Genomic DNA, 25,369 nt, shown 5'->3' on the forward strand with positions numbered 1-25,369 from the left:
GGTGCTCACCGCATCGGTGCGTCAGCGCCTCTGCCTGACAGGCAACAAGTAGCAGGCAGCAAGTAGCAGGCAGCAAGCAACAGGCATCTCGCAGCAAGGGAAGGCGGGGAGCACTTCCCTTACGAAGCCGCACATAGAACGCGGCTCATGGACAACATGCGATGGACCCACAGCGCAGGCCGCTGGCGGGCGAAGACGCAGCGCGCCATTCCAGGCGCGCCGTCGATAGACTGCAATGGAGAGAGACGATGAAGCGGTTTCGTGTGAGCAGTGCGACCAGTATCGTTCTAGTGATGCTATGCATCATGTACTTCATCACTTACCTCGACCGCGTCAACGTCAGCACCGCGGCCGCAGGATTCGGCAAGGAATTCGGCCTCTCGCATACGGAAGTGGGCCTGGTGTTTTCGGCCTTCGCTTATCCGTATCTGATTTTCCAGATCATCGGCGGCTGGGTCAGTGACCGCTTCGGTGCAAAACGCACGCTGATTTTCTGCGGTGCTATCTGGGGCGTGGCGACTTTGCTGACCGGTTTTGCGGGGGGTCTCGTTTCGTTGCTGGCCGCGCGTGTGTTGCTCGGTTTCGGTGAGGGCGCCACGTTCCCTGCTGCGACGTCCGCGATGGCGCGCTGGGTCGCGAAAGAAAAACGCGGCTTTGCGCAGGGCATCACCCACGCGGCATCGCGTATCGGCAATGCGGTTGCGCCTGGCCTGATCGTGCTGGTGATGGCGACCTGGGGCTGGCGCGAATCGTTCTATATCTGCGGCGTGTTCAGCCTGCTGTGGGTGGCGGTGTGGGCGTTCACGTTCACCGAACATCCGAAAGATCATCCGCGTATCACGACCGAGGAACTCGAAGTGCTGCCCGCGCCGAAGCCGAAAGCGGCCGGCGTGCCTTGGGGAAAACTGTTTCGCCGCATGTGGCCGGTCACGATCGTGTACTTCTGCTACGGCTGGACCTTGTGGCTGTTCCTCAGCTGGATTCCGCAGTACTTCCTGCACAGCTATCACCTGCAACTGCAAAAGTCGGCGATCTTCGCATCGGTCGTGTTCTTTGCCGGTGTACTCGGCGATACGCTCGGCGGCATTGTGACCGACTGGATCTTCACGCGGACCCGCAGCCTGAAGCGTGCCCGGAGCTGGATGGTGTCGGTGTGCATGTTCTTTTGTCTGCTCTCGCTGATCCCGCTGATGTTCACGCACGATCTGTATCTGTCGATGGCGTGTCTCGCTTCGGGCTTCTTCTTCGCCGAAATGACGATCGGCCCGATGTGGGCGATTCCGATGGATATCGCGCCGGAATACTCGGGCACCGCGAGCGGCATGATGAACACCGGCTCGGCATTGGCCGCGATCATCTCGCCGGTGGTCGGCGGATTTCTGATCGACTACTTCGGTAGCTGGGAGTTGCCGTTCGTCGGCAGCATGCTGTTGATGGCGATCGGCGTGGTGCTCGCGTTCCGCATGCAGCCGGAAAGCAAGTTCGCGCTCAATGCCGCCGATGAAGCACACGCCACCACGGGCGTGGGTGCATAAGCAGACCGCGCACCGTTCCCTCTCTTCGCATTCAAAGCAATGACAACATCACTGAGTCAACGTCTCGCCGACGCGCGCCGCAATCACCTGACGCTCGATGCGCTGCCGCCTGAGCAAACGCCCGCCGACAGCGCTGCCGCCTACGCGATCCAGCACGAGATCCTGCGCGTACTGGACGCGCCGATCGGCGGCTGGAAGATCGGCGCGAAGTCCGACAGTGGCCCGATCCAGGGTGCACCGCTGCCTGCGAACGATTTGCATGCCGATGGCGCACGATTGCCGCGTGAAGCGTTCGCCCCGCTGGGACTCGAACTGGAGATCGCATTCCGTTTCGGCCGCCGCTTCGAGCCGTCGACAACACCCTATAGCGAAGCCGACGTGCACGCAGGTATCGGCTCGATCGGCGCGACCATCGAGATCGTGGCGAGCCGTTACGCTGACTGGCCCAAAGCCGACAAGCTTGCCCAACTCGCGGATTTGCAGAATCACGGCGCGTTGATCGTCGGCGAATTTACGCCGTATCGCGAGGATTTTCCGTTTGTGGCGCCGTCGCTGCAGTTCAGCTTTGACGGGAGTGATGTGGTGGCGACGACGCCCGCCAATCCGGCCGGTGATCCGCGACGCCTGCTGACGTGGCTTGTCAACCACGCCACCTCGCGCGGCATCGCGGTCACGCCGGAGATGGTCGTCACCACCGGTTCATACACCGGCATGTTTTTTCCGCAGAGCGCAGGCACAGCGAGCGGGCGTATTGAAGGGCTCGCGCCGATCAGCCTGACGCTGTACTAGCCCGCTTTCTTATAGGCCGACGATATGACGAACCCCACTTCCGCTTTACTCGTCAAGCCGATCCATCTGGTGCCGTCCGCCGCGCGGCTGACGTCGCCGCTCGCGCAGCATCTGCGCAAGTCTTTGCGTGGCGACGTGCTGTTCGATGCGGCGAGCCGCGGCCGTTACTCCACCGATGCGTCGATCTATCAGGTCACGCCGATCGGCGTGGTGGTGCCGCACGATCAGGACGATCTGCGCATCGCGCTAGAAATTGCACGCAGCGAGAAAGTACCGTTGCTCGCGCGCGGCGCGGGCACGAGCCAATGCGGTCAGACCGTCGGCGCAGCGCTGGTGATCGACACCAGCAAGTGGCTTAACAACATCGTCGAATTTGATGCCGACGCGCGCACGGTGACGGTTGAACCGGGCGTCGTGCTGGATCATCTGAATGCATGGTTGAAGCCGCACGGCCTGTGGTTTCCCGTCGATGTTTCGACGGCGGCGCAGTGCACGATCGGCGGCATGGCAGGCAACAACTCATGCGGCTCGCGCTCGATCGAATACGGCAATATGGTCCACAACGTCGAAGCGATCGACGCCATTCTCGCCGACGGCAGCGAAGCGCGTTTCGCTTCGTTGCGCGAGGCGCCGCAAGGCGCGCGTTTGCAACAGATCGTCGAAGGCGTGAAGCAGATTGCCCAGCGGGAGCATGCTGAAATTGTCGAACGCGTGCCGAAAGTTTTGCGGCGCGTCGCGGGCTACAACATCGACGTGTTCGATTGCCAGAACCCGCGCGCCTATACCGACGACGGCATCGCGAATCTCGCGCATCTGCTGGTCGGCTCGGAAGGTACGCTCGCGTTCAGCAGGCAACTGACGCTGAAACTCGCACCGTTGCCGACGCATAAGACGCTTGGCGTGGTCAACTTCCCGACCTTCTGGCAGTCGATGGATCTCACTCAGCACATCGTCAAGCTGAAGCCGGTGGCCGTGGAACTGGTCGATCGCACCATGATCGATCTGGCGATGAGCAATCCCGCGTTCCGTCCAGTGATCGAGAAGGCGCTGGTCGGCGAGCCGCAAGCTATCCTGCTGGTGGAATTCGCGGGCGAGGACCGCGACCAGCAACTCGCATCGCTCAAGCAGCTCACCGAACTGATGGCCGACCTGGGCTTGCCCGATTCGGTCGTCGAGATGCCTGCCGCGAACGAACAGAAAGCGCTGTGGGAAGTCCGCAAAGCCGGGCTGAACATCATGATGAGCATGAAGGGCGACGGCAAACCGGTCTCCTTCATCGAAGATTGCGCGGTGCCGCTCGAACATCTGGCGGAATACACGAGCCGTCTGACCGAAGTCTTCCACCGCAATGGCACCGAAGGCACCTGGTATGCGCATGCGAGCGTCGGCACGCTGCACGTGCGGCCGATTCTCGATATGCGGCGCGACGGCGCGGCGAAGATGCGCGCGATTGCCGAAGAAGCGGCCGCATTGGTGCGCGAATACAAGGGCGCATATTCCGGCGAGCACGGCGACGGTTTGTGCCGCGGCGAATGGGTAGCGTGGCAATACGGGCCGCGTCTGAACCAGGCGTTCACCGAGATCAAGGCGTTGTTCGACCCGGACAACCGCTTCAATCCCGACAAGATCGTGCGTCCGCCGAAGATGGACGACGCGCGCAATTTCCGTTTTTCGCCGGGCTACGAGGCGCAGCGGATCGATACTGCGCTCGACTGGTCCGCATGGAACGTCGAGCGCGATCCGCTGACGGGACAGGAGACGCTGCCGGGCAGTGGCAACGATCTGTCTGGCGGTCTCGCGAAGGCCGTCGAGATGTGCAACAACAACGGCCATTGCCGCAAGTTCGACGCGGGCACCATGTGCCCGAGTTATCGCGTGACCAAGGATGAGCAACATGTGACGCGGGGACGGGCGAACACGCTGCGTCTCGCGATCTCCGGGCAACTCGGCGAATCCGGACTCGCCAGCGACGACGTCAAGGACACGCTCGACCTGTGCGTCTCGTGCAAGGGCTGCAAGCGCGATTGCCCGACGGGCGTCGACATGGCGAAGTTCAAGATCGAGGCGCGGGCGGCGCGTGTCAAACGACATGGACTGCGTCTGCGTGACAGGTTGGTGGCCTTCATGCCGCGCTATGCGGCGACGGCGAGCCGCGTGCCGGGCTTGATGGCACTCGCTGATAACGTGCCGGTGTTGTCGGCGTGGTTCAAACGCTCGGTGGGCTTTGCGCCTGAACGTACGTTGCCGCGTTTCAAGAAATCGTTCCTGGCGAGCGCGTCGGCGACCAAACCGCGCCAAGGCGGCGCGCTGAAAGAAGTGCTGTTGTTCGTCGACACGTTCAACAACAACATGGAGCCGGAAAACGCGCGCGCCGCGCAGCAGGTGTTGGAAGCTGCCGGTTACACGGTGCACTTCAATACGCGGCAGGGCGAGCGTCCGGTGTGTTGCGGCCGGACGTTCCTGGCAGCGGGTTTGGTCGATGAAGCGAAGCAGGAAGCGCGACGCATGCTCGATCTATTCAAGCCGTTCGTGGAGCGTGGCGTGCCGATCGTCGGGTTGGAGCCGTCGTGTTTGCTGTCGTTGCGCGACGAGTTTCTGCACTATGGTTTCGGTGACGAAGCGCAACGTCTTTCGAAGCAGGCGTTTCTATTCGAAGAGTTTCTGGTGCGCGAGGAAAAGGCCGGGCGCTTGCAACTTGCGTTGAAGCCGTTAGCCAAGGAGCAGGCGCTTGTACATGGTCACTGCCATCAAAAGGCCTTCGACGCGTTCACGCCCGTGCAAACCGTACTGAACTGGATTCCTGAGTTGAAGGTGTCGACGGTCGAGTCGTCGTGCTGCGGTATGGCGGGCAGCTTCGGCTACGAAGCCGAGCACTACGCGACATCGCAGGCGATGGCGGAACTGTCGCTGCTGCCCGCGGTGCGCAAGATCGACGGCAATACGGTGATGGTCGCGGACGGCACGAGTTGCCGCCATCAGATTCATGATGGCGCAGGTGTCGACGCAATCCATGTGGCGCGCGTATTGGCGATGGCTTTGCAGTGAAGGTGGTTGGTCCCGATTGGCCCTTATGCCGCGCCCACCACCTGCCGATACGCCGTCGGCGCCACGCCAACGCTTTCACGAAAACGATGGCTGAAATGGCTGGCGTTTGCATAGCCGCATTGTTCGGCAACTTGCGCGAGCGGCAGCCTCGTCGTGCGCAGCAGCGTTCGTGCACGTTCGAGCCGTTGCTGCGCGATCCACGCAGCAGGCGGTAGTCCGAACGACGTGCGGAACATGCGCGCAAGATGAAACTCCGACAGCGCCGCGACACCGGCAAGCTCGCCGAGCGTGAGCGTCTCTTCGAGATGGTTCTCGATGTAGTCGCGCAAGCGCCGCCGGGTCGCAACCGACAGACCTCCCTTGAGCGACGTATCCGTGCGACGCACGCCTTGTGCGCGCAGCAGCAGACTCAACACCTCGTGCGCCGTCTCATTGGTCCGCAGCAGGCCATCAGGATCCTGCCAGTCTTCATTCGCGAGCGACTGACACAGGTGCGCGATGCGGGCGTCTTCGAAATAGGTGCGATCGGCCAGCGTCAGTTCGCGTGGCTCGCGATCGAGTTCCTGCACAGCGCGCTGCGTGAAGTGTTCGGGCAGAAAGTAGAGATGCATGAAATGCATGTGGCCACGCACCCACCAGCGTGATTCATGCTCGCCGGGCAACGCGCAGAGCCGCGAAGGCGCGCCGTATCGCCCGGGCATTTTCTGACGCTCGGTGCGATAGCCACCGTCCAGATAGCACGACAGCGTGTGATGGCCGGGCCGGTCATAGACGGTCTCGGCTTCCTCGGTGTCGCGGGTCCAGACGGCAATCGCGAGCCGGTCGCCGAGCCAGGCGAAGCGTTCGAGATTCGCATTGGCGCTCTGTAGCGTGTGACAAACCGACTGAAGGCCGAACGGCGTTTCGGTGGATTCGATCACAGTGGCGGGCGGTCTGGCGTTCACGGAACGAGCGGGATGCATTCGATGACAGGGTAAGCGTCAGTATAGGGCGAGCGATTGCCGGCCGCTCAGGCCTCCGAAAAAGTGCGCAATCCTGGACAAGTGCGGCCGCCGGCGCTGCAGCATAGTTGGGTTTCCGCTTTTTGCTGCTGCAGGCGCTGCCATGAACCTTTTGCTCTATGCCGTCACCGTGCTGATCTGGGGCACCACGTGGATCGCCATCAAATGGCAACTGGGCGCGGTGCCGCCGCCAGTGTCGATTGCGTGGCGTTTCTGGATCGCGGCGCTGGTGCTGTTCGCGCTGCTGCGCATCATGCGCCGGCCGATCTGGCCACCGCGCGCCGCATGGCGCTTCCTTGCCGCGCAAGGCCTCGCGCTCTTCTGTCTGAACTTTCTGTGCTTCTACTATGCCGAGCAGGTGGTGCCGAGTGGCCTCGTCGCGGTGGTGTTTTCCACCGCGCCGCTGCTGAATTCGATCAACGGTCGGCTTTTCATGGGACGTCCTCTGCAACCGTCGGCGATTGCCGGGGCGGCGTTGGGGCTCGTCGGCATCGTGTGCCTGTTCGTCCAGCAGATGGCAGGACATCTGGGCGATCACACGGTGTGGTTGGGACTCGCGATCGCGTTCCTTGGCACCTTGTGCTTTTCGGCGGGCAATCTGCTGTCGAGTCGGATGCAATCGATGGGCTTGCACCCGTTCGCCACCAATAGCTGGGCCATGCTGATCGGCGCCGGCGTCCTGACGTTGGGAAGCGCGCTGGCCGGCTTTTCGTTCTCTATCGAACCCGACGCGCGTTATCTCGGCGCGCTCGTCTATCTGGCGATCTTCGGCTCGGTGATCGGCTTTACCGCGTACCTGATGCTGGTCGGACGCATCGGGCCGGAGCGGGCCGCCTACTGCACTGTGCTGTTTCCGATTGTGGCGCTGGCGGCGTCGACGGTTTTCGAAGGCTACCGATGGTCCGCGTTGGCGGTGCTCGGTCTCCTGCTGGTGGTGGCAGGGAATCTGGTGGCGTTCGATCTCACGCGGCGGCTCTTTGTGCGGCGGGTGGGGGCATCCTAATCCGCCGCGGCCCACTCAGGCCGCTTTCCCATGCTGTCGAACAGTTCGAGTATCGTCGCCTTGACCTTCTGCACGGCATTGCTGAGCAAGGCCGTGTCGTGCCAGCAGAGTGACAGATCGCGCGAGAACAGCCGGTGATCGACCTTGGCAAGCTTGAGCTTGTGCTCATCGAGTTCGACGTGTGCGGCTGTCCAGGGCAGGATCGTCACGCCTAGCTTTGCCATCACCGCCGCGAACAACAACGCGGTGGAACTGGCCTCGAACAGAATCTCACACGGCAGCCCGGCTTCGCGCAGCGCCCACTCGACGCGGCTGCGAATCGTATTCGGCGCGCTCGGCAGGATCAGCGGCATGCGCGCAAGTTCGGCGATCGACACCGGCTCGCGCGGCATCTGAAATTCCGGCCAGGCAATCAGATAGAGCGCCTCGGTGAGCAATCTTTGAGCGGCGACCCCGCGCGTTTCGACCGCGTCCACCACGACGGCCAGATCCACCCGTCCGCTGCCGATCAGACTGCCGAGCTCCGCGCTCGGTGCTTCGAGCAACTCCAGTGCTATGCCGGGGTAACGGTCGCGGATTGTGCGAGCAAGCGGGATCGCCATCATTCGCGCCGTGCTCGACGGCATCGCGACCGACACTCTGCCCTGTGGCAACTCGGCGTCCTGGCGCAGGAGTTCGCGCGTGCTGTCGGCCTGCCGCAGCAACTCGATCGCATGCCGGTACAGCGTTTGCCCGGCTGCGGTGGGCGCCACGCCCTGCACGCTGCGCTCGAGCAATTGCATCCCCAGATCGCGCTCCAGATTGCGCATCTGCTGGCTGATCGCGGGCTGCGCGATATGCAACGCCTCGCTCGCGCGGGTGACGTTGCCGCACTCCACCACTTTGACGAAATACCGCAATTGCCGCAGGTCCATGCGCGTCGCTCGCTCCTTCATCCCATAACGAAATCCGATTGAGCTAAAGAAATATCATATTTTTCGATTATCGACCGCGTTCTTATACTCAAGCCACAAAAAACCGAAGCGTGCCCAGCCGGAGCTGTCCGGCGCCGCTTCAGAACGGCCGGCATCTGTCGGCTAGGAGACAAGAATGTCCAAAGCGATCGCTGCATCGGCGCCCGGGCTCAAGCCCGGCCGCACGCCCCTCACCCGCGAGCAGATCGGCGGCTTCTGGGCGGTTTACTCAGGATGGGTGCTGGACGGTGTGGATTCCGTGATCTACGCGCTGGTGCTGATTCCGGCGCTCACCGAGTTGCTGCCCGTCTCGGGCATTGCCGCGACGCCCGGCAATCTCGGCATGTACGGCTCGATCCTGTTCGCGCTGTTTCTGATCGGCTGGGGGCTGTCGTTTATCTGGGGGCCGCTCGCTGACCGCTTCGGGCGGGTCAAGACGCTGGCCGCGAGCATCTTGATCTACTCGGTGTTCACCGGCGCCGCGGCGTTCGCGCACAACGTCTGGGAGCTGGCGGCGTTCCGGCTGATTGCCGGCATCGGCGTGGGCGGCGAATGGGCGCTGGCAGGTACCTATGTCGCCGAAAGCTGGCCGGAGGATCGCCGCAAGATGGGCGCGGGCTATCTGCAGACCGGCTACTACGTCGGATTCTTCCTTGCCGCTTTGCTGAACTACACGGTCGGCGCAACCTACGGCTGGCGCGCTATGTTCCTGTGCGGCCTCGCACCGGCGTTGCTGGCGATTTTCACCGTGCTCAAGGTGAAGGAGCCTGGGCAGTGGCGCAAGGCGACGCATGGCGTCGGTCAGGCGAACGCTGAAGCGGTGACCAAACGCCGTCCGCTGATGGAGATATTCGCGCCGGCGTATCGGCGTCGGACGTTGACGAGCGCAAGCCTGGTGGGCGTCGCGATCATCGGCTTGTGGGCCGGGTCGGTCTACGAAGCGAGCGCGGTCGTGACGCTGGCGACGCGCGCCGGCATCGACCGCGTCGGCGCTGTGCGCCTTGCTTCGATCGGGGCGGCGGTGCTGTCGGTCGCGACGATCCTCGGTTGTCTCGCCGCGCCGTGGCTGGCGGAAAGGCTGGGGCGGCGCACGGCGCTCGGGGTGTACTTCGCCGGCATGGCAGTGTCGATCGTATTCGCCTTCGGCTGGGTCTTCTATCTGCCGAACGGACTCAACCTGTTCATGGTGTCGCTGCTGTTCCTCGGCTTCTTCGGCGGCAATTTCGCGATCTTCTCGCTGTGGTTGCCGGAGCAATACCCGACGCGGATACGCGCTACCGCATTTGCCTTCAATGCGTCGGTGGGCCGCCTGCTTGGCGCTGGGGTGAACTTCTTGCTGGCTGCCGCGATTCATTGGCAAGGTTCGCTCGGGCTGCCGATCGCGTGGACCGCGGCGGCCTTTGTGATCGGCCTGCTGATCTTGCCGTTCGCTGTCGAGACCCGTCATCAGACATTGCCGGAATAGTGCTTCGTTAAACGGATCGCTCGCGCTGCTGCCGTCTTTGGTTGGACGCGGCGGGTATGGCGCAAGCGCGTCACTTGGCGCTGTCCGCAACCGTCGTTAATTCGCTGGAGAAATGAATGCAAGCGTTACAAGGAATCAAGGTCGTTGAACTGAGCCGTGCACTGTCGGGGCCGTTCTGCTCGATGGTGCTGGCCGATCTCGGCGCGGACGTCATCAAGGTCGAACCCGGTCCGGGTGGTGACATGAGCCGAACCTGGGGACCGTTCGACCGGGGCGTGAGCACCTACTATCTCTCCTGCAACCGCAACAAGCGCGGCGTGTGCATCGACTTTCGCAACCCGGAGGGGCTGGCCGCGATCCACCGGCTGATCGACGATGCCGACGTGGTGATCGAGAACTTCAAGCCCGGCACCATCGAGAGCATGGGGCTCGGCTATGACGTGCTTAGCGCGCGCAATCCGCGGTTGGTGATGGGCAGCATCAACGCGTTTGGCGCCGATGGTCCGATGAGCGGCTGGCCCGGTTTCGACCAGATCGCGCAGGGTTATTCCGGCCTGATGAGCCTGACAGGTTTCCCCGATGGCGATCCCACGCGCACCGGCACCGCGATCGGCGATCTGAGTTCGGGCATGTGGCTCGCGATGGCGATACTTTCCGCGTTGTTGGAGCGCGAGCGAACCGGGCGTGGGCAGCATGTGAGTACGTCATTGCTTGCGAGTCTGGTGGGCCTCTTGAGCGTGCATGGCCAGCGCTACCTGAGCCTTGGCGACATTCCGCGCCGTACCGGCAACGCGCATTCGGTGATTGCACCTTATGGCGTATTCGAAACCGCGGATGGTCCGCTCAACATTGCGCCGATTACGTCGGACATGTGGCTGCGCTTGTGCCAATTGCTCGAATTGCCCGCGTTGCCGGCCGATCCACGCTTCGCGACCAATGAGGCGCGCGTCGCGCATCGCGATGAATTGAAGGCTGCGTTGGAAACGCGTTTGAAGACGCGTGGCAAACGGGAGTGGACAGCGTTGTTCATCGGCGTGGGCTTGCCTGCCGGCCCGATCAATACCTTGGACGAGGTGTTCGACGATCCGCAAGTGCAGCATTGCCGATTGGTTGAAACGGTCGAGCACCCGACGCTCGGCGCGTTGCGCCAGGTCGTGACGCCGGTGTCGAGTTCGGCAGTAAAGGGCGATGCTTCACATCACGTCAGCCGTCATGCGCCGCCGGGCCTTGGCGAACATACTGTCGATGTATTGCGCGAGGCGGGTTTCGATGAGGTCTCGATTGAGGCGTTGCTTGCCGCTAAAGCGGTGCATCAACAGGGCGAATACTTGCCGCCGGAGAGGGCTCGGGAGCACGCGACTGGCGTTACGCTATGAGCGCTGATGCAAAACTCGAAACAGGGCTACAGGGGCACGCACTAAGCGCGCCGCGCAACTTGGAATACGCTGTGGAAATTGCGAAATGAGCGGGCCAAAAACTTTGGAACATGCAGCAGAGGTCACACAATGAATACACCGAACGCATCACCGTTTTCGGTAACGGTCGATATAGTGGATGAACGGATCGCACGTTTGACGTTCAGTCATCCTACCCGCCGGAATGCCCTCAGCGCGGAGTTGCTGCACGCGCTCGACTCAAACCTTGTCGATCTCGCGGCACAGCGTATACCGGTCGTGATACTTGGCAGCGGAATCGGGCAGGACGTCTGGAGCGCGGGTCACGACCTTGGGGAGTTAGCGGATGACCGTGATCCGATTGCTTACGGCAAACCGTTGGAACAGGCGTTGCGCCGCGTGCGCGCTTACCCGGGCGTGGTGATCGCGATGGTGTCGGGCTCAGCATGGGGCGGCGCCGTCGATCTGGCGATGAGTTGCGACCTCGTCGTCGCCGACGAAAGCGCGCGCTTCGCGATGACGCCGGCGAACATTGGTTTGCCCTATACGACGAGCGGCCTGCTGCGCTTCTTCAACAACTTGCCGATTCATGTGCTGAAGGAGATGTTCTTCAGCGCACAGCCGCTTGATGCCGCGCGTGCCGAGCGTTTCGGCGTAATCAACCGTCTGGTCGACAGCGACCAACTGGAAGCAACGGCGCTTGAAATGGCGCGCGGAATCGCAAGCAAGGCACCCTTGGCGATCCAGGCCGTGAAGGAACAACTGCGGATACTGGAAGACCTGCAACCGATACCAGTGCAGGCGATGGAACAGATTGCCGAGCTACGCCGGCAGGCATGTGAGAGCGCGGATTTCAGCGAGGGGCTAGCGGCGTTTTCAGAAAGACGGCCACCCGCGTTCAAGGGTAAATGAACACGACGTTCACCAGAGCGAATGACGTTGTTCGAGGGGAGTGGTTCAAGCAACGGTGATGTTCAGAGCGATCGCGCCAGCACCGACAGCACCAAAGGTGAGTCTTTCCGGGGGCAAAGAATAAGCGAAAGACGCCATCGGTGAGCTTTTCCGGGAGCAAGAGAAGTGCGAAGCGCGTAACCGCAAGCACTTCGCTGGCAATCCACATGCGCTAAAGCGCAGTGAGTGGTTTTATGAAGTACTCTTCGGCGCGCGCAGCGCCGCCGGAAGTATGACGCCCTTGTCACTGACATATGCAGCGGCACGAACCCAGATTCCAGATGCACCACTACCCTGTGCAAACCACGGTGCCCACTTAGCATGAGCGGTTTGAGCCGCTTTCTTTGCTTATCTTTCTTTGCGGCGGCAAAGAAAGTAAGTGCCGCCCTGCACAGGGGCAACGCTAATAGACCACTAACAATTCAAGGAAAGGCCAACACCCCAAGAACACTGACAAAAGCGCCGCGCAGGCAAACAACCCAAGAAAAGCCCCAAAATCCAGATCAAAGAAAAGCTCAACGCTGCGGACGGACAAGGACAGGCGCACAAGCCGCCAACCCTGCCGCACCGGCATAAGTCACCAACCCCATCGCAGCAACCCACCACAACGCAATTGAAACATGCGGCGCCAAAATCGTCGCCGCACCGGCAATGGCGACCCCAACAAGCCCGCCCGCCTGCCGCAACGCATTCAACAACCCAGACGCCACACCAGCCAACTCCCCAGGCACTTGTTCCAACACAGTGGAAATCATCGGCGGCACCGACAACGCCGTCCCACCGCCGAACATGACCATCGCCACATAAGTAAAGACCCAAGGCGCCCGCCATTCCAGACTAACAGCCATAGCCGGCACAGCAACAGCAGCCAACACGAGCCCAATAGTCATAAACTGCGTCGCAGTAAACCGCCCATGCAATCTACCAACAAGCACATTCCCAATCGACAAACTCCCCGCAAGCGGTAAAAGCGTAAGCCCAATCTCCCGCGCGTTAAACCCAAACTCGCCGTGCAGATAAAGACTCAACTCAAACAACAATCCAAAGTAGCCAACATAAACGAGCGTCCCCATCGCATTCATCGTCACGAACAAACGATTGCGAAACCACTCAACCGGCACCATCGGATGCTGCGCACGCCGCTCGACAACAACAAGCGTCAGCGCAGCTAGCACGGCAAGCAACGCCGCCCCCCACACCTCTCGCGCAGCGATCCCACGCGACGGCAACTCAATCGCCGCATAGCAGAGCGCGCCTAATGCGACGATGCTCGCCAACTGCCCACCCCAATCGAAATGACGCCCAACGCTGCGCGTCGAATGACGCACCACCGCCCATGCCCCCGCAAACGCAACCAGACCGGTCGGCACATTGATCAGAAACGCACTGCGCCAGCCGAACCCCTGCACGAGGAGGCCGCCCAACACCGGCCCGATCGCCGCCGCGACCGACGCAATCCCTGCCCACGTCGCGATGGCGCGCCCGCGCTCGACCGGGTCGTCGAAAGTGCTGCGCACGATGGCGAGTGACGCCGGCAGGAACAACGCCGCGCCGCTGCCCTGTACGAAGCGCGCGACCACCAGTGCGACGACGTTCGGCGCCAGACCGCAAGCCGCCGAGGCCACGACGAACAGCGCCAGTCCCCACAGATACACCGCCTTCGCGCCGAACCGGTCGGACGCGACACCGCCCGCGAGGATCAGCGCGGCAAAACTCAGCGTGTAGGCATCGACGATCCACGCGAGACCGCCCACGGAGGCACCGAGGCTGACGTGCATCGCAGGCAGGGCGACGTTGACGATGGTAGTGTCGAGCACGGCCATGAACATGCCGCTCGCCACCAGCGCGAGCGTCAGGCGCGGACGCCGGGCGGCCTGCTCCGAGTCGGCTAGCTTCGTAGGCAGCGGTTGTTCAGCGATGCATTCGGTCATTACACATCCTCGGGCTAGAACTGCAATTGGTTCGATCGACGAAGTCTAGTCACATACACGAATGCAATAAAGCAGTGATTACGCATGTGTATGATGCAAATATGCACGACGGACAGCGCAGCCAATGATCAACTGGGACAACGCACGATTTTTTCTCGCCGTGGCGCGTACAGGCACGCTGCGCGGCGCGGCGGCGCAACTCGATGTCGATCAGGCGACGGTCGGCCGACGGATCGCCGCGCTCGAAGAAACGCTTTCGACAACGTTGTTTCTGCGCACCCCCGCCTTGTTCGTGCTGACGCCTGCCGGCGAGGCCCTGCTCGGGGCGGCCGAGACGATGGAGCAGGCCGCCTTGTCGATCGAACGGCGAATCGCCGGACTCGACGATCAACTGGCCGGTACGATTCGCGTCGCCACGACGGATTCGCTCGGCAAACGCTTCGTGGTGCCGGCCATCGCCAAGGTACGGCGGGCGCATCCGGGTATCGAGATCATCTGCGTGACGTCCGCGCAGATCGCGAATCTGACGCGGCGCGAAGCGGACGTGGCGATCCGCACGCTGCGGCCCGATGCCCCCGACCTGATCGCGCGCAAGCTCGCGCAACTGGAAGTCGGTATTTACGCGTCGCGCGAATACATTGCCGCACGCGGCGAGCCGCGCGAAGGCGAGGCGTTCGATGGGCACGATCTGGTGATGTATCAACAGCCGGCCTCGCCGTCGATGCGGGCGGCGTTGTGCGGCGAGCCGAGTTCGCGTGGGCGTCTCGTATTCCAGACGCAATCCACCGCGATGCTGTTCGAGGCAGCTCTCGCCGGCTTCGGTATCGCCGAACTGCCATGTTTTCGCGCCGATTACGAACCGGAACTGGTGCGCGTGATGCCGCATCGCGCGGAGCCATTCGATGTCTGGGTGGTCGCGCACGCCGATCTATACAAGACCGCGCGGATGCAGGTGCTGATTGCTGCGGTGGCAGAAGAATTCGCGCAGGCGAGTTGAGGCACGCTAGCGCACTTCGAGTCGCATTCACACGTCGATGCGTTTAGTGCGACGCCGTATTGAGTTCGTTCAGACGCTGCGTATCCAGCACCGGCCACAACGGCGGATCGGCCAGCGGCGGCGCTGCCTTGACCATCCCCGGCGCGTTGTCGAACACCTCAGCGAGCCAGTCGACAAAGGCTCGCACGCGCGGCGAAATCTGCCGGCTTTTCACATACGTCACTGAGACGGCGACCGGCGTCGGCTTGCATTTCGGCAGGACCTCGACCAACTGTCCGGATGCAAGATACGGCGCAGCGGCGGCGCGTCCAGGCTGAATCAGTCCCAGGCCTTCCAGCCCGCACGCGAGATACGCGTGTTCGTCGTTCACCTGAATGAAGCCGTCTACTTTGACCTTGCTCGCCCGCGCCGCCACGCTGAAATCGAAGTCCACGCGCCGGCCGGTCTGCGTCGACAGCCAGTTCACCGCAACGTGGTCCGAGAGATCGTCCAGATGACGCGGCTCGCGGTATCGCGCGAGATACGCCGGGCTCGCGCAGGTGACGCGTTCTAGCAGCCCGAGGCGGCGCGCCAGCAGCCGGGAATCGGGCAACTCGCCTAACTCGATACTGCAATCGACGCTCTCGCCAACCAGATCGAGCGTGCGCTGACCCACGCCGAGCGCAAGCTCGACATGCGGATGCAGCGCACGAAACGAAGCTAGTGCGGGCACCACGATCGAGGCGGCGATCATGCCCGGCATCGCGACGCGTAAGCGGCCGCGCAGATTCTCCGGGCGGTTGAACAGACCCGATTCGACTTCTTCGATCGCGGCGAGAATCTGCGCGCAGCGTTCGTAATACGCGGCGCCTTCCGCAGTCAGCGTGACCTTGCGCGTCGTGCGCACCAGCAGTTGCACGCCGAGCAGAGATTCAAGCGCCTGCACGGTGGTGGTTGCGGTGGCGCGTGGAATCTCGAGCGACTCGGCGGCGCGCGTGAAGCTGCTGGCATCGACGATCCGTACGAAAATCCGCATGGCTTGCACTCGATCTATCACGATGCTTCTCCGGTAAGGCGCGGGTTGGGGCGGGTCAACCCGGCTGCGAGCAGGGGCGCGAACGCGAACGTCACGAACAGCGTGAGCGCGGTGTGTTGCGCGCCGGATAGCGGCGCGAGGGTCGTGAGACCGGCGCCATTTGCGACGAGACCCGCGAGCGCCGAACCGAACGCCATCGCGAACAGTTGAATGGTGGTGATCGAGAGGGACGCGAGATTCTCTTCGCCCGGCTGCGCGGCGGTGAACACACGAGTAAGCAGATGCGGCCAGCCGATCCCGACACCCAGCCCGACGCTCGCGAGCGCCGCGCACAATGCGGCAGTGCCAGGCAAGCCGTCGAACAAACCCGCTATCGGCATCAGCCATGCGAGTGCTGCGAGTCCAAGTGCAACCACCACCGGACCAGCGCGGCTCAAGCGCTGGGCAGCGATGGCGGAGCATCCGGCGCTGAACATCGAGCCGACCGACCAGCCGGCTGCCATCAACGCGGTCAGATAACCGGCGGCGAGCGGCGAACGTCCGTGGATCGTCTGCAAGAAATACGGCACAAAGATTTCACTTGTCACGCCGATGCCGAGCAGACTCATGCAGGCGTAGATGCGGCCGATCCGCGTGCGAACCGAAAACGAACCGCTCGGCAACAAGCGCGTGTGGGCGTCGCTGCGTTCGAGTCTTGCGAGCAGCCAGACGAAGCCGAGGCCGGCGATAACGCCGAGCGCGTTCCAGCGCATGTCATCGGTTAATGCGGCGAGCGAAATCACCAGCACTGAGGCGCCAAGCAAGCTGACCTTGAGCAGCGGGATCGGTTGAGCCGCTTCACCGTGGGCGCGTTTGTCATCGACCTCGCGATGCACGATCACGGCGAGCAGCAGCACGACCGGCAGCAACACCCAGAACGCCAGCCGCCAGTCGCCGAGTTGCGCGAAGATGCCGCCGACCGCCGGCCCGCATAACGTCGCAACACCCCACATGCCCGACACCAATCCCATCGCGCGCGGCCACAGGCGCTCTTCGAACACCACGCGAATCAGCGCGTAACTGAGCGCGAGCAGAATGCCGCCGCCGAAACCTTGCAGCGTGCGGCCGGCGAGCATCCATAGCATCGAAGGCGCAGTCGCGCACACGACGGTGCCGAGCGCGAACACCGCCAGCGCGCTGAAGTACGCGGAGCGCGCGCCGAGAACCGCGAGCAGGCGCACCGACAACACCGAGCCGAGAATCGACGCAACCACGAACAGCGTGGTGTTCCACGCATACAGTTCGAGCCCACCGATGTCGTGCACGACCGACGGCAGGATCGTCGTTGCCACATACACGTTGGTGGCATGCAGCGCGACACCGCCCGCGAGACCTAACGCCCGCCAGCCGTTACTGCCGCTGAGCAGATCGCTCCATGCCGGTACATCCGATTGCAGATTTTTCATGTCATGGACAGCCGTGCGAGGCTGGCTTATTATGCAAGTATTGGCTTGGATAATAATGCGCTCCGATGAGATATGCAAATGAAAGCTTGGAAAATTCACTGGCTCTTACGCAAGCCGCGTCAGCGGCTGCGCCGGTGGATCGCATCCTGAATCTGTTGAAGACGCAGGGGTCTTTGTCGACGGCATCGATCGCGGGCGAACTCGGCATCACGGTCGAGGCCGCGCGGCAGCAGATCCAGAAGCTGCTGACAGGTGGCTTGATCGAAGGGCGTCAGGCGTCGCAGGCGGGGCCTGGGCGGCCGAGTCAAAGCTGGGGTTTGACGGAAGCGGGCAACGCGCGCTTTCCGGATACGCATCCGCAATTGACCGTGCAGTTGCTCGGCTCGATCCGTCAGCTATTCGGCGAAGAGGGACTCGACAAGTTGATCGATCAGCGTGCAGTCGAAACACGCGCGAACTATCTCGCGGCGCTCAAGCCCATCAAGGGCCTCAAGGCGCGGCTCACCAGGCTCGCGGAGATTCGCAGCGCCGAAGGCTATATGGCCGAGTTGCAGAAAGACGGACGCGACTGGCTGCTGCTCGAGAACCACTGCCCGATCTGCGCGGCGGCGCGCGCCTGCCAGGGCTTTTGCCGCACAGAGTTGCAGTTGTTTGCGGAGATCGTCGGTGAGGAAGGATCGATTGAGCGCGAGGAGCATGTGCTCGCCGGCGCGCGACGGTGCGCCTATCGTGTGAAGCTCAAGAGCAAATAGCACTGCATTACAGCGCATGTTTATGCGCTTCGAATTGTTTAGGCGATTAACTGCTTACCGCGAATTTTTTGCGAATAAATTTCCGCTTTTTCCATGCGAGGATAAAACGCCAACAACGTTCACGTATGTGCGATAGCTAGTCGATCCGCATACACGCGATGGCGCGCCGGACACGCAGGCCGAGCGCGCTTCGCATCTCGCAAGGAAAACCCGTCGTGAAATTTTCGTCTCGCCTTGGCGTGGCAGTTCTTGTCGTCCATAATCTCCTTCCTCTCAGTGCATCCGCACAATCGCAACTCACCTACACCACGTCGTGGATCGGCAATAGCTTTGGTTTCGGCGATGGCAAATGGATGCAGCAGGACATTCAGGCGATCAGCGTCGGCGCCGATGGCACCGTTTATACCAACGCCCCCTGGGATGAAAGCGGTAGCGAAATCGCCGCATACCGTGCGGGCGACAAGATCGCCGTAGCCGGTTCGACGCATGGCTGGGGTGCCGCCGGCGGCGATGCGGTCGCGACGAACCATACTTACCTGTACGGGGCAATGTCGATCGGCAACGAGAGCAATGGATTGGTCGGCGCGGACTATCCGCCAGCCAATCAGACATGGTTCGGCGTGACGCGCCGCACGCTTGCCAATCTGGCGACCGGCGCGCCTTTCACGGGCGGCATCGGCAATAGCGCCAACGCGACGAAGAACAGCTTCCTGCTGCTTGATACTGTGACGACCGGCACCGATGCGGGCATTCGCGGCATGGCTGCCACTGATACCGAACTGTATGTCGCGGATACCATCAACAGCCGCATCCTCGTGTTCGACGCGGCCTCGATGCAGCGTTTGCGATCTTGGAACGTGCCTTCGCCGGGACGCATCGCAATCGACACGGATTCAACACTGTGGGTGATGAGCGGTGTTTCATCCGGAAACCTAAGCATTCTTCACTACGCCGCCAACGGCACTGCGCTCTCCGGCACCTTGACGTTGCCCGCCGGCGCAGTGCCGACCGACATTGCGATTACACCTTCCGGACAAATCCTCGTCGCCGATAATGGACCGTCGCAGCAGATCCTTGTCTACAACAAAGACGCCAGTGGCCAGCCGCAAGCGGGCGCATCGATCGGCACCCGTAACGGCATCTTCCATGCGGTCAAGGGCGTGCCGGGCAATTGGCGCTTCAACGGCATCACGGGTATCGGTCTGGATCCGGCGGGCAATCTGTATGTCGCGCAGAACGGCGAAGGGCCGCGGCCGCTCGGCTCGGCATCGGTCGGTCAAGGTGCGGTGCTCGAGAGCTATGGGTACAGCACGCATGCGCTCAACTGGCGCCTGTACGGGCTGACTTTCGTCGATAGCGCCGCGTTCGATCCGGCAACGCCGAATTCCGTCTACACGGGCTCGAAGCGTTTCACGCTCGATTACAGCCAACCGGTCGGCCACGAATGGTCGTATGCGGGCTTCACGCTCGACCGCTTCGATTATCCCGACGACCCCGCTTTTCACGAGCCGCGCGGTGTGCGCGGTGAGCCGATGGTGCGGCGAATCAACGGCCTGCCGTTTCTCTATACGCTCGATCCTGGCGCGCATTATCTGAACGTCTATCGTTTCGACGCAGCGCATGCAGAGATGGCGATTCCGTCCGGCTTGCTGGCGCAAAATCCGCTGCCGGGCACGTGGCCCGCAGCGCAGCCTACCTACGGCGAATGGTTATGGCGCGACAGCAATGGCAACGGCACCGTCGACGCCAGCGAGATCAGCAGCAATCCATCGACGGGCAGCACGGTCGGCAACGGCTTCTGGTGGGTCGATACGCCCGGCAACGTGTGGCTCGCCACGCCGACGAGCGGTATCCGCGAGATGCCACTGCAAGGTCTCGACTCGGCCGGCAATCCGATCTACACATATGCGAGTTCGAAGATGTTCGCGATGCCGCAACCGTTTACACGGATCGCGCGGATCGTCTACACGGCCGAGACCGACACGATGTACATATCGGGCTTTACCAGCGCGATCCCGTGGGATTCGACGCACTGGAAAGAGGCCGGTCCGGTGCTCGCGCGCTATGACAACTGGAGCTCCGGCACACCGACGCAGCAATACACGGTCTCCTTGCCGTGGAACACGCAAACCAGTCCGCAGACGACAACGGTCGGCGTCGCGGTGGCGGGCAATTACGTCTTCATCGCCGAGTTGTACACCGCGAAGGTTGACGTGTACGACGCGCGCACAGGGCAAGCGGTCGGCTATATGACGCCGGGCGCGAGCGTCGGCAACACCAGCGGCTGGGTGGATGTTTATCTCGGCATCAGCGCGGTGCAGCGCGGCAACGGCGAATACGTCGTCCTGCTGGAAGACGACGCGCGCGCGAAAATCCTGATGTATCGGTGGGCGCCTTGACGTGAATCGCGTGGACTCGCGATGAGTCCGAGCACGAATAGACGTCAGCGCACGATCGGTATATAACAACGTGAAAGGATGACTTTGTTCACTGATGCATCAACCTGAGAGAAGTTTCATCATGACGCAAGACGTAACGCCTCAGCCGCCCACGGGCGACCGGCCCGACCTTGAACACCTCGATGCAGCGCTGAGTCACGTGGATCAGCAGGTGTCGTCCGGCAGCATTGCTTCCGGTGCCGCAAAGGGCATTCTGTACAGCCTGATCGAAACGCTCGGCGCGTTCGTCGGTGATCCGGATCTGCCGGAGCACGCGCGTTCGGGTTACGAGGGGCTGCTGGAAGCCGCTCGCGAATTGCGCGCGAAACTGGATCGCTGAACCCTTCCGAACCGCCGTTGTTTTTCGGCGGCTCGGTTCCCTGTGATAAAAAGGCGCATTGTTTTCAACATTGCGCCTTTTTTATGCTTTCCACGTCCGCTATCGCGTTGCTGGCCATCGGCATTGTCGTCGTGCTGATTACGCCGGGTCCGACCAATACGCTGCTTGCGGCTGCTGGTTTGCGTCAGGGCGTGCGCCGTTCTTTGCCGCTGATCGCCGCAGAACTCGCCGGCTATCTTCTATCGATTTCCGTGTGGGGGCATTTTCTTGCGCAAGCCGCGCATGCGCTGCCGTGGTTGCCGTCGCTGTTACGCGTGGCGGCCGGCGTGTACATCGCGTATCTCGCCGTCGATATGTGGCGCGCGGCGGTGGCTTTGCCCGATTCGACGCAGCGGGCGAGCGGCATGCGCACGCTATTCGTGGCGACGCTGCTCAACCCGAAAGGCTTGTTGTTCGCCGGTACGATCTTTCCTGCCGTCGCGTTCGCGCATATGCCCGCGTATGCCATGGCGATGCTGATGTTCGCCTGCCTGCTGGTGCCGATCGCGCTCGCGTGGATCGCGTTCGGCGCGGCGCTGGGCAGCGGCAAACTCACCTGGCTGAATCCGGTGAAGATGCAGCGCGGTGCGTCGATCGTGCTGGGCGTGTTTTCCTTGTCGCTTGCGTGGGCGGCGCTGCATTAATTCCGCTTCTCGTGCCGCGCACTTAAGCTTCCATCCTGCTGTCCACGCTCAACGCCTCAAGCCATTCCGGCGGTGCGGATGCGATTTCCAATTGCGGCGTGCCATGCCAGTCCGCACAGCGTTGCAGAGCGCGGCGCAGATCGCCCGCAAGCCTTGCACTAAGCCTCACGCCGGGTTCGATGTGCAGCGATTTCAGTTCGAACACGCCGGTGGTCCGATGCGCTTTCGCATCCACGCGACCGACCAGGCGCCCCCTGCTCAACAGCGGCAGCACAAAATAACCGTATTTGCGCTTCGCGGCCGGTGTATAGCATTCGATCGCATAGTCGAAGTCGAAGAGCGCGGCGGCGCGCTTGCGGTCCCACACCACCGGATCGAACGGCGACAACACCGTGGTGACGGTTGAAGTGAGCTTGCCGTTCGCTGCGTCGTCGATCATCGGCGCGAATTCGTGATGGACGAAGGTGTCCTGCTTCCAGCCTTCCACTTGAACCGGGATCAGCTCACCGCGATCGGCGAGCGCATGCAGTTCGTCGCGATAGGGTCGGCGCGGCAGCCGGTAGTAATCGGCGACCCAATCGGCCCGCACGACGCCGAGTGCGCGGCAGGTGCGGCGCAACGCTTCCTCGGTGACGGTTTCCCGTGGCGGCAGGTCGCGCGCGTCATCCCAGTCTGGCAACACGCGCTCGGTCAGATCGTAGACGCGATGAAAATTACGCCGCTCGGCCACCATCAATTGCCCGATGGCGAACAGTACTTCCAGATGGCGCTTCTCCGGCTTCCAGTCCCACCAGCCGTTGCCCGTGCCCGCCTCGCGCGCGAAGTCCGCTGAGCGCACGGGACCTGTTGCACGGATATGCGCGAGCAGCTTCTCGATGTCTTTGCGGTACTTCTTGTGCCATTCCGCCGCGTATTTCCAGCCCATATCGCTCGGGTCGAGCATGCGATGGCGCAGCAGGCCGTAGTCTTCGATCGGGACGAAACAGGCTTCATGCGACCAATATTCGAACAGCTTGCCTTCGGCGAGATGCTCGTCGAGCCATTGCTGCGGATAGGCGCCGAGCCGGCTGAACAGCACGAGATACGGACTGCGTGCGACGACGTGGATCGTGTCGATCTGCAATTGCGCCATGCGGCGAATCGCGTCGAGCACGTCGGTTTTGACGGCCTTGCGGCGCGGCGGCGTCAACAAACCTTGCGCGGCCAGATGCAGGGTGCGGGCGGCAGATAGCGGAAGAGTCTTCACGCGGGCGTCGGTCACGGGATTAGGAGCGGACGCAAGGTCCGGCCTGGATCAGCAGCCGCTACTTTAGCGCGAATACGGCAGACGAATCGGCGTGGTGCGCAACCAGAGCATGGCGCCGTGGGAGGCACGGTGAGGCCAACGACAACGGCGCCGCAACTCCGCAACGTGGCCGACGGACATTACCAGTCGCGCCTGTGGTGCTTATCCCAGCCGCGATGGCGGCCATGGTCATGCCGCTCGCGATACCCGCGGTAGTAATCGCCGCGATACCCATAGCCGTACGCTGGTTGCACCGGCGCGTAAACGACTGGAGGCGGGGCATAAACCACGGGCGGCTGGGCATAAATGGGGCCGGGGGTGTTGACGAACACGCCGACGTCCACCCGGGCCAAGGCAGAGGTCGATGCGCAGGCGGCAGCCAGGCTGAAGGCGGCGAAAACGATCGCACGTTGGATCATGCTTGTCTCCTGCAAGATTGCGGTCGAAAGAGTCAGCCATTCGCTGTCGAATGGCTGACGACAATCTTACGAGACAGAAAGAAAAGCAGGTGCAACCAGTTGAAGGCGTGTGTAACAGCAGATTACCCAAGGGGAGGGCGCTCAGGCCCCCAAAGCGACTGCTTCCCCCGCCGAAACGGCCAGCAGCTGGTGGATCTGCGCGACCACCGCCGCACCTTCTCCAACCGCCGCCGCGACACGTTTCGTCGACCCGGCGCGTGCGTCGCCGATCGCATACACGCCTTCGACCGTTGTAGCGAGATCGCAGACGGAGGCGCCGTCCACGCCGGCGCCGGTCAGCACGAAGCCTTTGTCGTCCAGCTCCACGCCGCAGGTGCGCAGCCAGTCGGTATTCGGATCAGCGCCGGTGAAAAGGAACAGATGGCGCGTATCGAGGCTTGCGGTGCCGTCCGGTAGCGGCTTCTTCAACACGACCGATGCCAGCCCCACGTCGTCCGCCTCGAGCCGGCCGACCTCCGAGTGCGGATGCACGAATACATTCGGCAACGAGCGGATGCGGTCGATCAGATAGCGCGACATGGTGGCTTCAAAGCCGCCCCGGCGGATCAGCACATGGACCTTGGCCGCGTGGGTCGCCAGATAGACGATCGCCTGGCCCGCCGAATTGCCGCCGCCCACCAGCACGATCTCCTGGCGCTTGCACAGCTTGGCCTCGACCGGCGACGCCCAGTAATACACGCCGCGCCCATCGAAGCGGTCGAGCCCTTCGAGCGCGGGGCGTCGATAGACCGCGCCGCTCGCAATCACGATGGTGCGGGCCGTGATCTTGCCGCCGCACTTGAGTTCCAGCCGGTAGGGCGACTCCGCGCAATGCAGCGCCTTGACGTGGACCGGAATCGCCACGTGCGCGCCGAATTTCTGCGCCTGCACGAACGCGCGGCCCGCCAGCGCCTGGCCGGAGATACCGGTCGGAAAGCCGAGATAGTTTTCGATCCGCGAACTGGCGCCTGCCTGGCCGCCTGGCGCACGGCTGTCGAGCACGATGACCGAGAGACCTTCGGACGCCGCGTACACGGCCGTAGCGAGGCCGGCCGGCCCGGCGCCGACGATCGCGACATCGTACACATGCGAATCGTCGAGATCGGGCAGCAAGCCGAGACAGGTGGCGAGTTCCGGCATGCTCGGATGACGCAGCACCGTGCCGTCCGGGCAGATCACCAGCGGCATGTCTTCTTTCTGCGCGGCGAATTGCTCGATCAGACGCAGCGCATCTTCGTCGCGCTCGTCGATGACCGAGTGAGGATGGCCGTTGCGCGACAGGAAGCCTTGCAGCATGACGAGCCGTGCGTCGCTGCTGTTGCCGATCAGGATCGGGCCGCCCGCGCCTTTTTCGATCAGCGACACGCGCCGCAGGATCAGCGCCCGCATGATGCGCTCGCCCAGTTCGGCCTCGGCGACGATCAGCGCGCGCAGCTTGTCCGGCGGAATCAGCAAAGCGTCGACCGGGGTGACGGCCATGCCGTTGACCAGCGCGGGCCGCCCGGACAGCTGACCGACTTCAGCGAGAAAATGCTTGGCGCCATGTTCCGCAATCAGAACCTCGCGCCCGATGCCATCGCGCTGATAAACCTTTACGCGCCCTTCCAGCAGCACGAACATGCCTGGACCGGTGTAGCCGGTTTCGAACAGCAGCTCACCGGCTTCCCAGTGGCCCACTTCGCCGAACCGGCGCAGACGATCGATTTCTGCGCACGTGAGTTCGGGGAACATCTGATGCATGCGCGTCGCAAGCGACGAAAACGGCGCGTCGGCGACGACGGCCTGTTGCCCTTCAACTTCTTGAGTCGACAGCATTGAACCGCTCCTTCTGTGTTCATCCTGAATGATCGACACGGGGGGCGAAGCGGCGCGGGCGCACAAGGGCGCCG

General features: G+C 62.7%; 20 protein-coding genes. 12 read left to right on the forward strand and 8 right to left on the reverse strand.

The window, feature by feature from the left end; all coding sequences use genetic code 11:
• Window positions 1-248 precede the first annotated feature (248 nt).
• Genes KHO33_RS02985 through KHO33_RS02995 form a run of 3 tightly spaced genes read left to right on the forward strand, consistent with a single transcriptional unit; the run spans window position 249 to window position 5,369 of the window.
• Window positions 249-1,535, forward strand: a complete 1,287-nt coding sequence (locus KHO33_RS02985) for an MFS transporter (RefSeq protein ID WP_200561219.1) — start codon at window positions 249-251, stop codon at window positions 1,533-1,535.
• Window positions 1,536-1,574: 39 nt separating this feature from the next.
• Window positions 1,575-2,324: a 2-keto-4-pentenoate hydratase gene (locus KHO33_RS02990; protein WP_200561221.1), complete on the forward strand. Its 750-nt coding sequence runs from the start codon at window positions 1,575-1,577 to the stop codon at window positions 2,322-2,324.
• A 24-nt stretch (window positions 2,325-2,348) separates the two neighbouring features.
• The gene (locus KHO33_RS02995) at window positions 2,349-5,369 is read left to right on the forward strand and encodes an FAD-binding and (Fe-S)-binding domain-containing protein (RefSeq protein WP_200561223.1); all 3,021 of its coding nucleotides are present in this window, start codon (window positions 2,349-2,351) and stop codon (window positions 5,367-5,369) included.
• A 23-nt stretch (window positions 5,370-5,392) separates the two neighbouring features.
• Here the strand turns inward: KHO33_RS02995 and KHO33_RS03000 are convergent, their stop codons facing one another.
• Window positions 5,393-6,331, reverse strand: coding sequence for an AraC family transcriptional regulator (locus KHO33_RS03000; protein WP_234475123.1), 939 nt, complete (start codon window positions 6,329-6,331; stop codon window positions 5,393-5,395).
• A 142-nt stretch (window positions 6,332-6,473) separates the two neighbouring features.
• On the opposite strand from KHO33_RS03000, the gene KHO33_RS03005 reads away from it, so the two are divergent.
• Complete coding sequence (locus KHO33_RS03005; RefSeq protein WP_054034734.1) at window positions 6,474-7,373, forward strand: DMT family transporter; 900 nt, start codon at window positions 6,474-6,476, stop codon at window positions 7,371-7,373.
• Here KHO33_RS03005 and KHO33_RS03010 read toward each other — a convergent pair.
• Window positions 7,370-8,287, reverse strand: a complete 918-nt coding sequence (locus tag KHO33_RS03010) for a LysR substrate-binding domain-containing protein (RefSeq protein ID WP_054034910.1) — start codon at window positions 8,285-8,287, stop codon at window positions 7,370-7,372. The genes KHO33_RS03005 and KHO33_RS03010 overlap by 4 nt on opposite strands.
• Before the next feature lie 175 nt (window positions 8,288-8,462).
• On the opposite strand from KHO33_RS03010, the gene KHO33_RS03015 reads away from it, so the two are divergent.
• The 3 genes from KHO33_RS03015 (at window position 8,463) to scpB (ending at window position 12,097) form a co-directional block, all read left to right on the forward strand.
• A complete protein-coding gene (locus KHO33_RS03015) occupies window positions 8,463-9,791 on the forward strand; it encodes an MFS transporter (RefSeq protein WP_200561225.1) in 1,329 nt (442 codons plus the stop codon).
• 116 nt (window positions 9,792-9,907) lie between these two features.
• Complete coding sequence (locus tag KHO33_RS03020; RefSeq protein ID WP_200561227.1) at window positions 9,908-11,167, forward strand: CaiB/BaiF CoA transferase family protein; 1,260 nt, start codon at window positions 9,908-9,910, stop codon at window positions 11,165-11,167.
• Between the two features lie 129 nt (window positions 11,168-11,296).
• Window positions 11,297-12,097 carry a methylmalonyl-CoA decarboxylase gene (gene scpB, locus KHO33_RS03025; RefSeq protein WP_200561229.1) on the forward strand — a complete coding sequence of 267 codons (801 nt, stop codon included), beginning with the start codon at window positions 11,297-11,299 and terminating at the stop codon, window positions 12,095-12,097.
• 554 nt (window positions 12,098-12,651) lie between these two features.
• On the opposite strand, the gene KHO33_RS03030 is transcribed toward scpB, so the two are convergent.
• Window positions 12,652-14,067, reverse strand: a complete 1,416-nt coding sequence (locus KHO33_RS03030; protein WP_200561230.1) for an MFS transporter — start codon at window positions 14,065-14,067, stop codon at window positions 12,652-12,654.
• Window positions 14,068-14,194: 127 nt separating this feature from the next.
• Here KHO33_RS03030 and KHO33_RS03035 point away from each other — a divergent pair, with 127 nt between their 5' ends.
• The gene (locus KHO33_RS03035) at window positions 14,195-15,064 is read left to right on the forward strand and encodes a LysR family transcriptional regulator (protein ID WP_200561649.1); all 870 of its coding nucleotides are present in this window, start codon (window positions 14,195-14,197) and stop codon (window positions 15,062-15,064) included.
• Window positions 15,065-15,107: 43 nt separating this feature from the next.
• Here the strand turns inward: KHO33_RS03035 and KHO33_RS03040 are convergent, their stop codons facing one another.
• Window positions 15,108-16,100: a LysR family transcriptional regulator gene (locus KHO33_RS03040; RefSeq protein WP_200561232.1), complete on the reverse strand. Its 993-nt coding sequence runs from the start codon at window positions 16,098-16,100 to the stop codon at window positions 15,108-15,110.
• Window positions 16,097-17,524: an MFS transporter gene (locus KHO33_RS03045; RefSeq protein WP_200561234.1), complete on the reverse strand. Its 1,428-nt coding sequence runs from the start codon at window positions 17,522-17,524 to the stop codon at window positions 16,097-16,099. The genes KHO33_RS03040 and KHO33_RS03045 overlap by 4 nt, the downstream gene beginning before the upstream one ends.
• 86 nt (window positions 17,525-17,610) lie before the next feature.
• Here KHO33_RS03045 and KHO33_RS03050 point away from each other — a divergent pair, with 86 nt between their 5' ends.
• From KHO33_RS03050 to KHO33_RS03065, 4 genes are all read left to right on the forward strand, one after another.
• Entirely contained in the window at window positions 17,611-18,276 is a 666-nt protein-coding gene (locus KHO33_RS03050) for a helix-turn-helix transcriptional regulator (RefSeq protein WP_054034912.1), read from the forward strand.
• Between the two features lie 215 nt (window positions 18,277-18,491).
• Entirely contained in the window at window positions 18,492-20,675 is a 2,184-nt protein-coding gene (locus KHO33_RS03055; protein WP_200561236.1) for an NHL repeat-containing protein, read from the forward strand.
• Window positions 20,676-20,796: 121 nt separating this feature from the next.
• Window positions 20,797-21,054 carry a hypothetical protein gene (locus tag KHO33_RS03060; protein ID WP_054034740.1) on the forward strand — a complete coding sequence of 86 codons (258 nt, stop codon included), beginning with the start codon at window positions 20,797-20,799 and terminating at the stop codon, window positions 21,052-21,054.
• A gap of 83 nt (window positions 21,055-21,137) precedes the next feature.
• Complete coding sequence (locus KHO33_RS03065; protein ID WP_054034741.1) at window positions 21,138-21,737, forward strand: LysE family translocator; 600 nt, start codon at window positions 21,138-21,140, stop codon at window positions 21,735-21,737.
• Window positions 21,738-21,759: 22 nt separating this feature from the next.
• Here KHO33_RS03065 and KHO33_RS03070 read toward each other — a convergent pair whose 3' ends face one another.
• The 3 genes from KHO33_RS03070 to KHO33_RS03080 form a co-directional block, all read right to left on the reverse strand.
• Window positions 21,760-22,983, reverse strand: coding sequence for a winged helix-turn-helix domain-containing protein (locus tag KHO33_RS03070; RefSeq protein WP_200561238.1), 1,224 nt, complete (start codon window positions 22,981-22,983; stop codon window positions 21,760-21,762).
• A 179-nt stretch (window positions 22,984-23,162) separates the two neighbouring features.
• Complete coding sequence (locus KHO33_RS03075; RefSeq protein WP_200561240.1) at window positions 23,163-23,441, reverse strand: hypothetical protein; 279 nt, start codon at window positions 23,439-23,441, stop codon at window positions 23,163-23,165.
• Window positions 23,442-23,582: 141 nt separating this feature from the next.
• Complete coding sequence (locus KHO33_RS03080) at window positions 23,583-25,295, reverse strand: FAD-dependent oxidoreductase (protein WP_200561242.1); 1,713 nt, start codon at window positions 25,293-25,295, stop codon at window positions 23,583-23,585.
• Window positions 25,296-25,369: the final 74 nt, after the last annotated feature.

This window comes from Paraburkholderia nemoris (genome assembly GCF_905221015.1).
Taxonomy (GTDB): domain Bacteria; phylum Pseudomonadota; class Gammaproteobacteria; order Burkholderiales; family Burkholderiaceae; genus Paraburkholderia; species Paraburkholderia nemoris.

What these genes read in the sequence shown, in the direction of transcription:
- scpB (WP_200561229.1), top strand. Translation starts at nt 11,297, where the DNA reads ATGAATACACCGAACGCATCACCGTTTTCGGTAACGGTCGATATAGTG.
- KHO33_RS03060 (WP_054034740.1), top strand. Translation starts at nt 20,797, where the DNA reads ATGACGCAAGACGTAACGCCTCAGCCGCCCACGGGCGACCGGCCCGAC.
- KHO33_RS03075 (WP_200561240.1), bottom strand. Translation starts at nt 23,441, where the DNA reads ATGATCCAACGTGCGATCGTTTTCGCCGCCTTCAGCCTGGCTGCCGCC.
- KHO33_RS02990 (WP_200561221.1), top strand. Translation starts at nt 1,575, where the DNA reads ATGACAACATCACTGAGTCAACGTCTCGCCGACGCGCGCCGCAATCAC.
- KHO33_RS02985 (WP_200561219.1), top strand. Translation starts at nt 249, where the DNA reads ATGAAGCGGTTTCGTGTGAGCAGTGCGACCAGTATCGTTCTAGTGATG.
- KHO33_RS03020 (WP_200561227.1), top strand. Translation starts at nt 9,908, where the DNA reads ATGCAAGCGTTACAAGGAATCAAGGTCGTTGAACTGAGCCGTGCACTG.
- KHO33_RS03080 (WP_200561242.1), bottom strand. Translation starts at nt 25,295, where the DNA reads ATGCTGTCGACTCAAGAAGTTGAAGGGCAACAGGCCGTCGTCGCCGAC.
- KHO33_RS03065 (WP_054034741.1), top strand. Translation starts at nt 21,138, where the DNA reads ATGCTTTCCACGTCCGCTATCGCGTTGCTGGCCATCGGCATTGTCGTC.
- KHO33_RS03005 (WP_054034734.1), top strand. Translation starts at nt 6,474, where the DNA reads ATGAACCTTTTGCTCTATGCCGTCACCGTGCTGATCTGGGGCACCACG.
- KHO33_RS03030 (WP_200561230.1), bottom strand. Translation starts at nt 14,067, where the DNA reads ATGACCGAATGCATCGCTGAACAACCGCTGCCTACGAAGCTAGCCGAC.
- KHO33_RS03015 (WP_200561225.1), top strand. Translation starts at nt 8,463, where the DNA reads ATGTCCAAAGCGATCGCTGCATCGGCGCCCGGGCTCAAGCCCGGCCGC.
- KHO33_RS03000 (WP_234475123.1), bottom strand. Translation starts at nt 6,331, where the DNA reads ATGCATCCCGCTCGTTCCGTGAACGCCAGACCGCCCGCCACTGTGATC.
- KHO33_RS02995 (WP_200561223.1), top strand. Translation starts at nt 2,349, where the DNA reads ATGACGAACCCCACTTCCGCTTTACTCGTCAAGCCGATCCATCTGGTG.
- KHO33_RS03045 (WP_200561234.1), bottom strand. Translation starts at nt 17,524, where the DNA reads ATGAAAAATCTGCAATCGGATGTACCGGCATGGAGCGATCTGCTCAGC.
- KHO33_RS03010 (WP_054034910.1), bottom strand. Translation starts at nt 8,287, where the DNA reads ATGGACCTGCGGCAATTGCGGTATTTCGTCAAAGTGGTGGAGTGCGGC.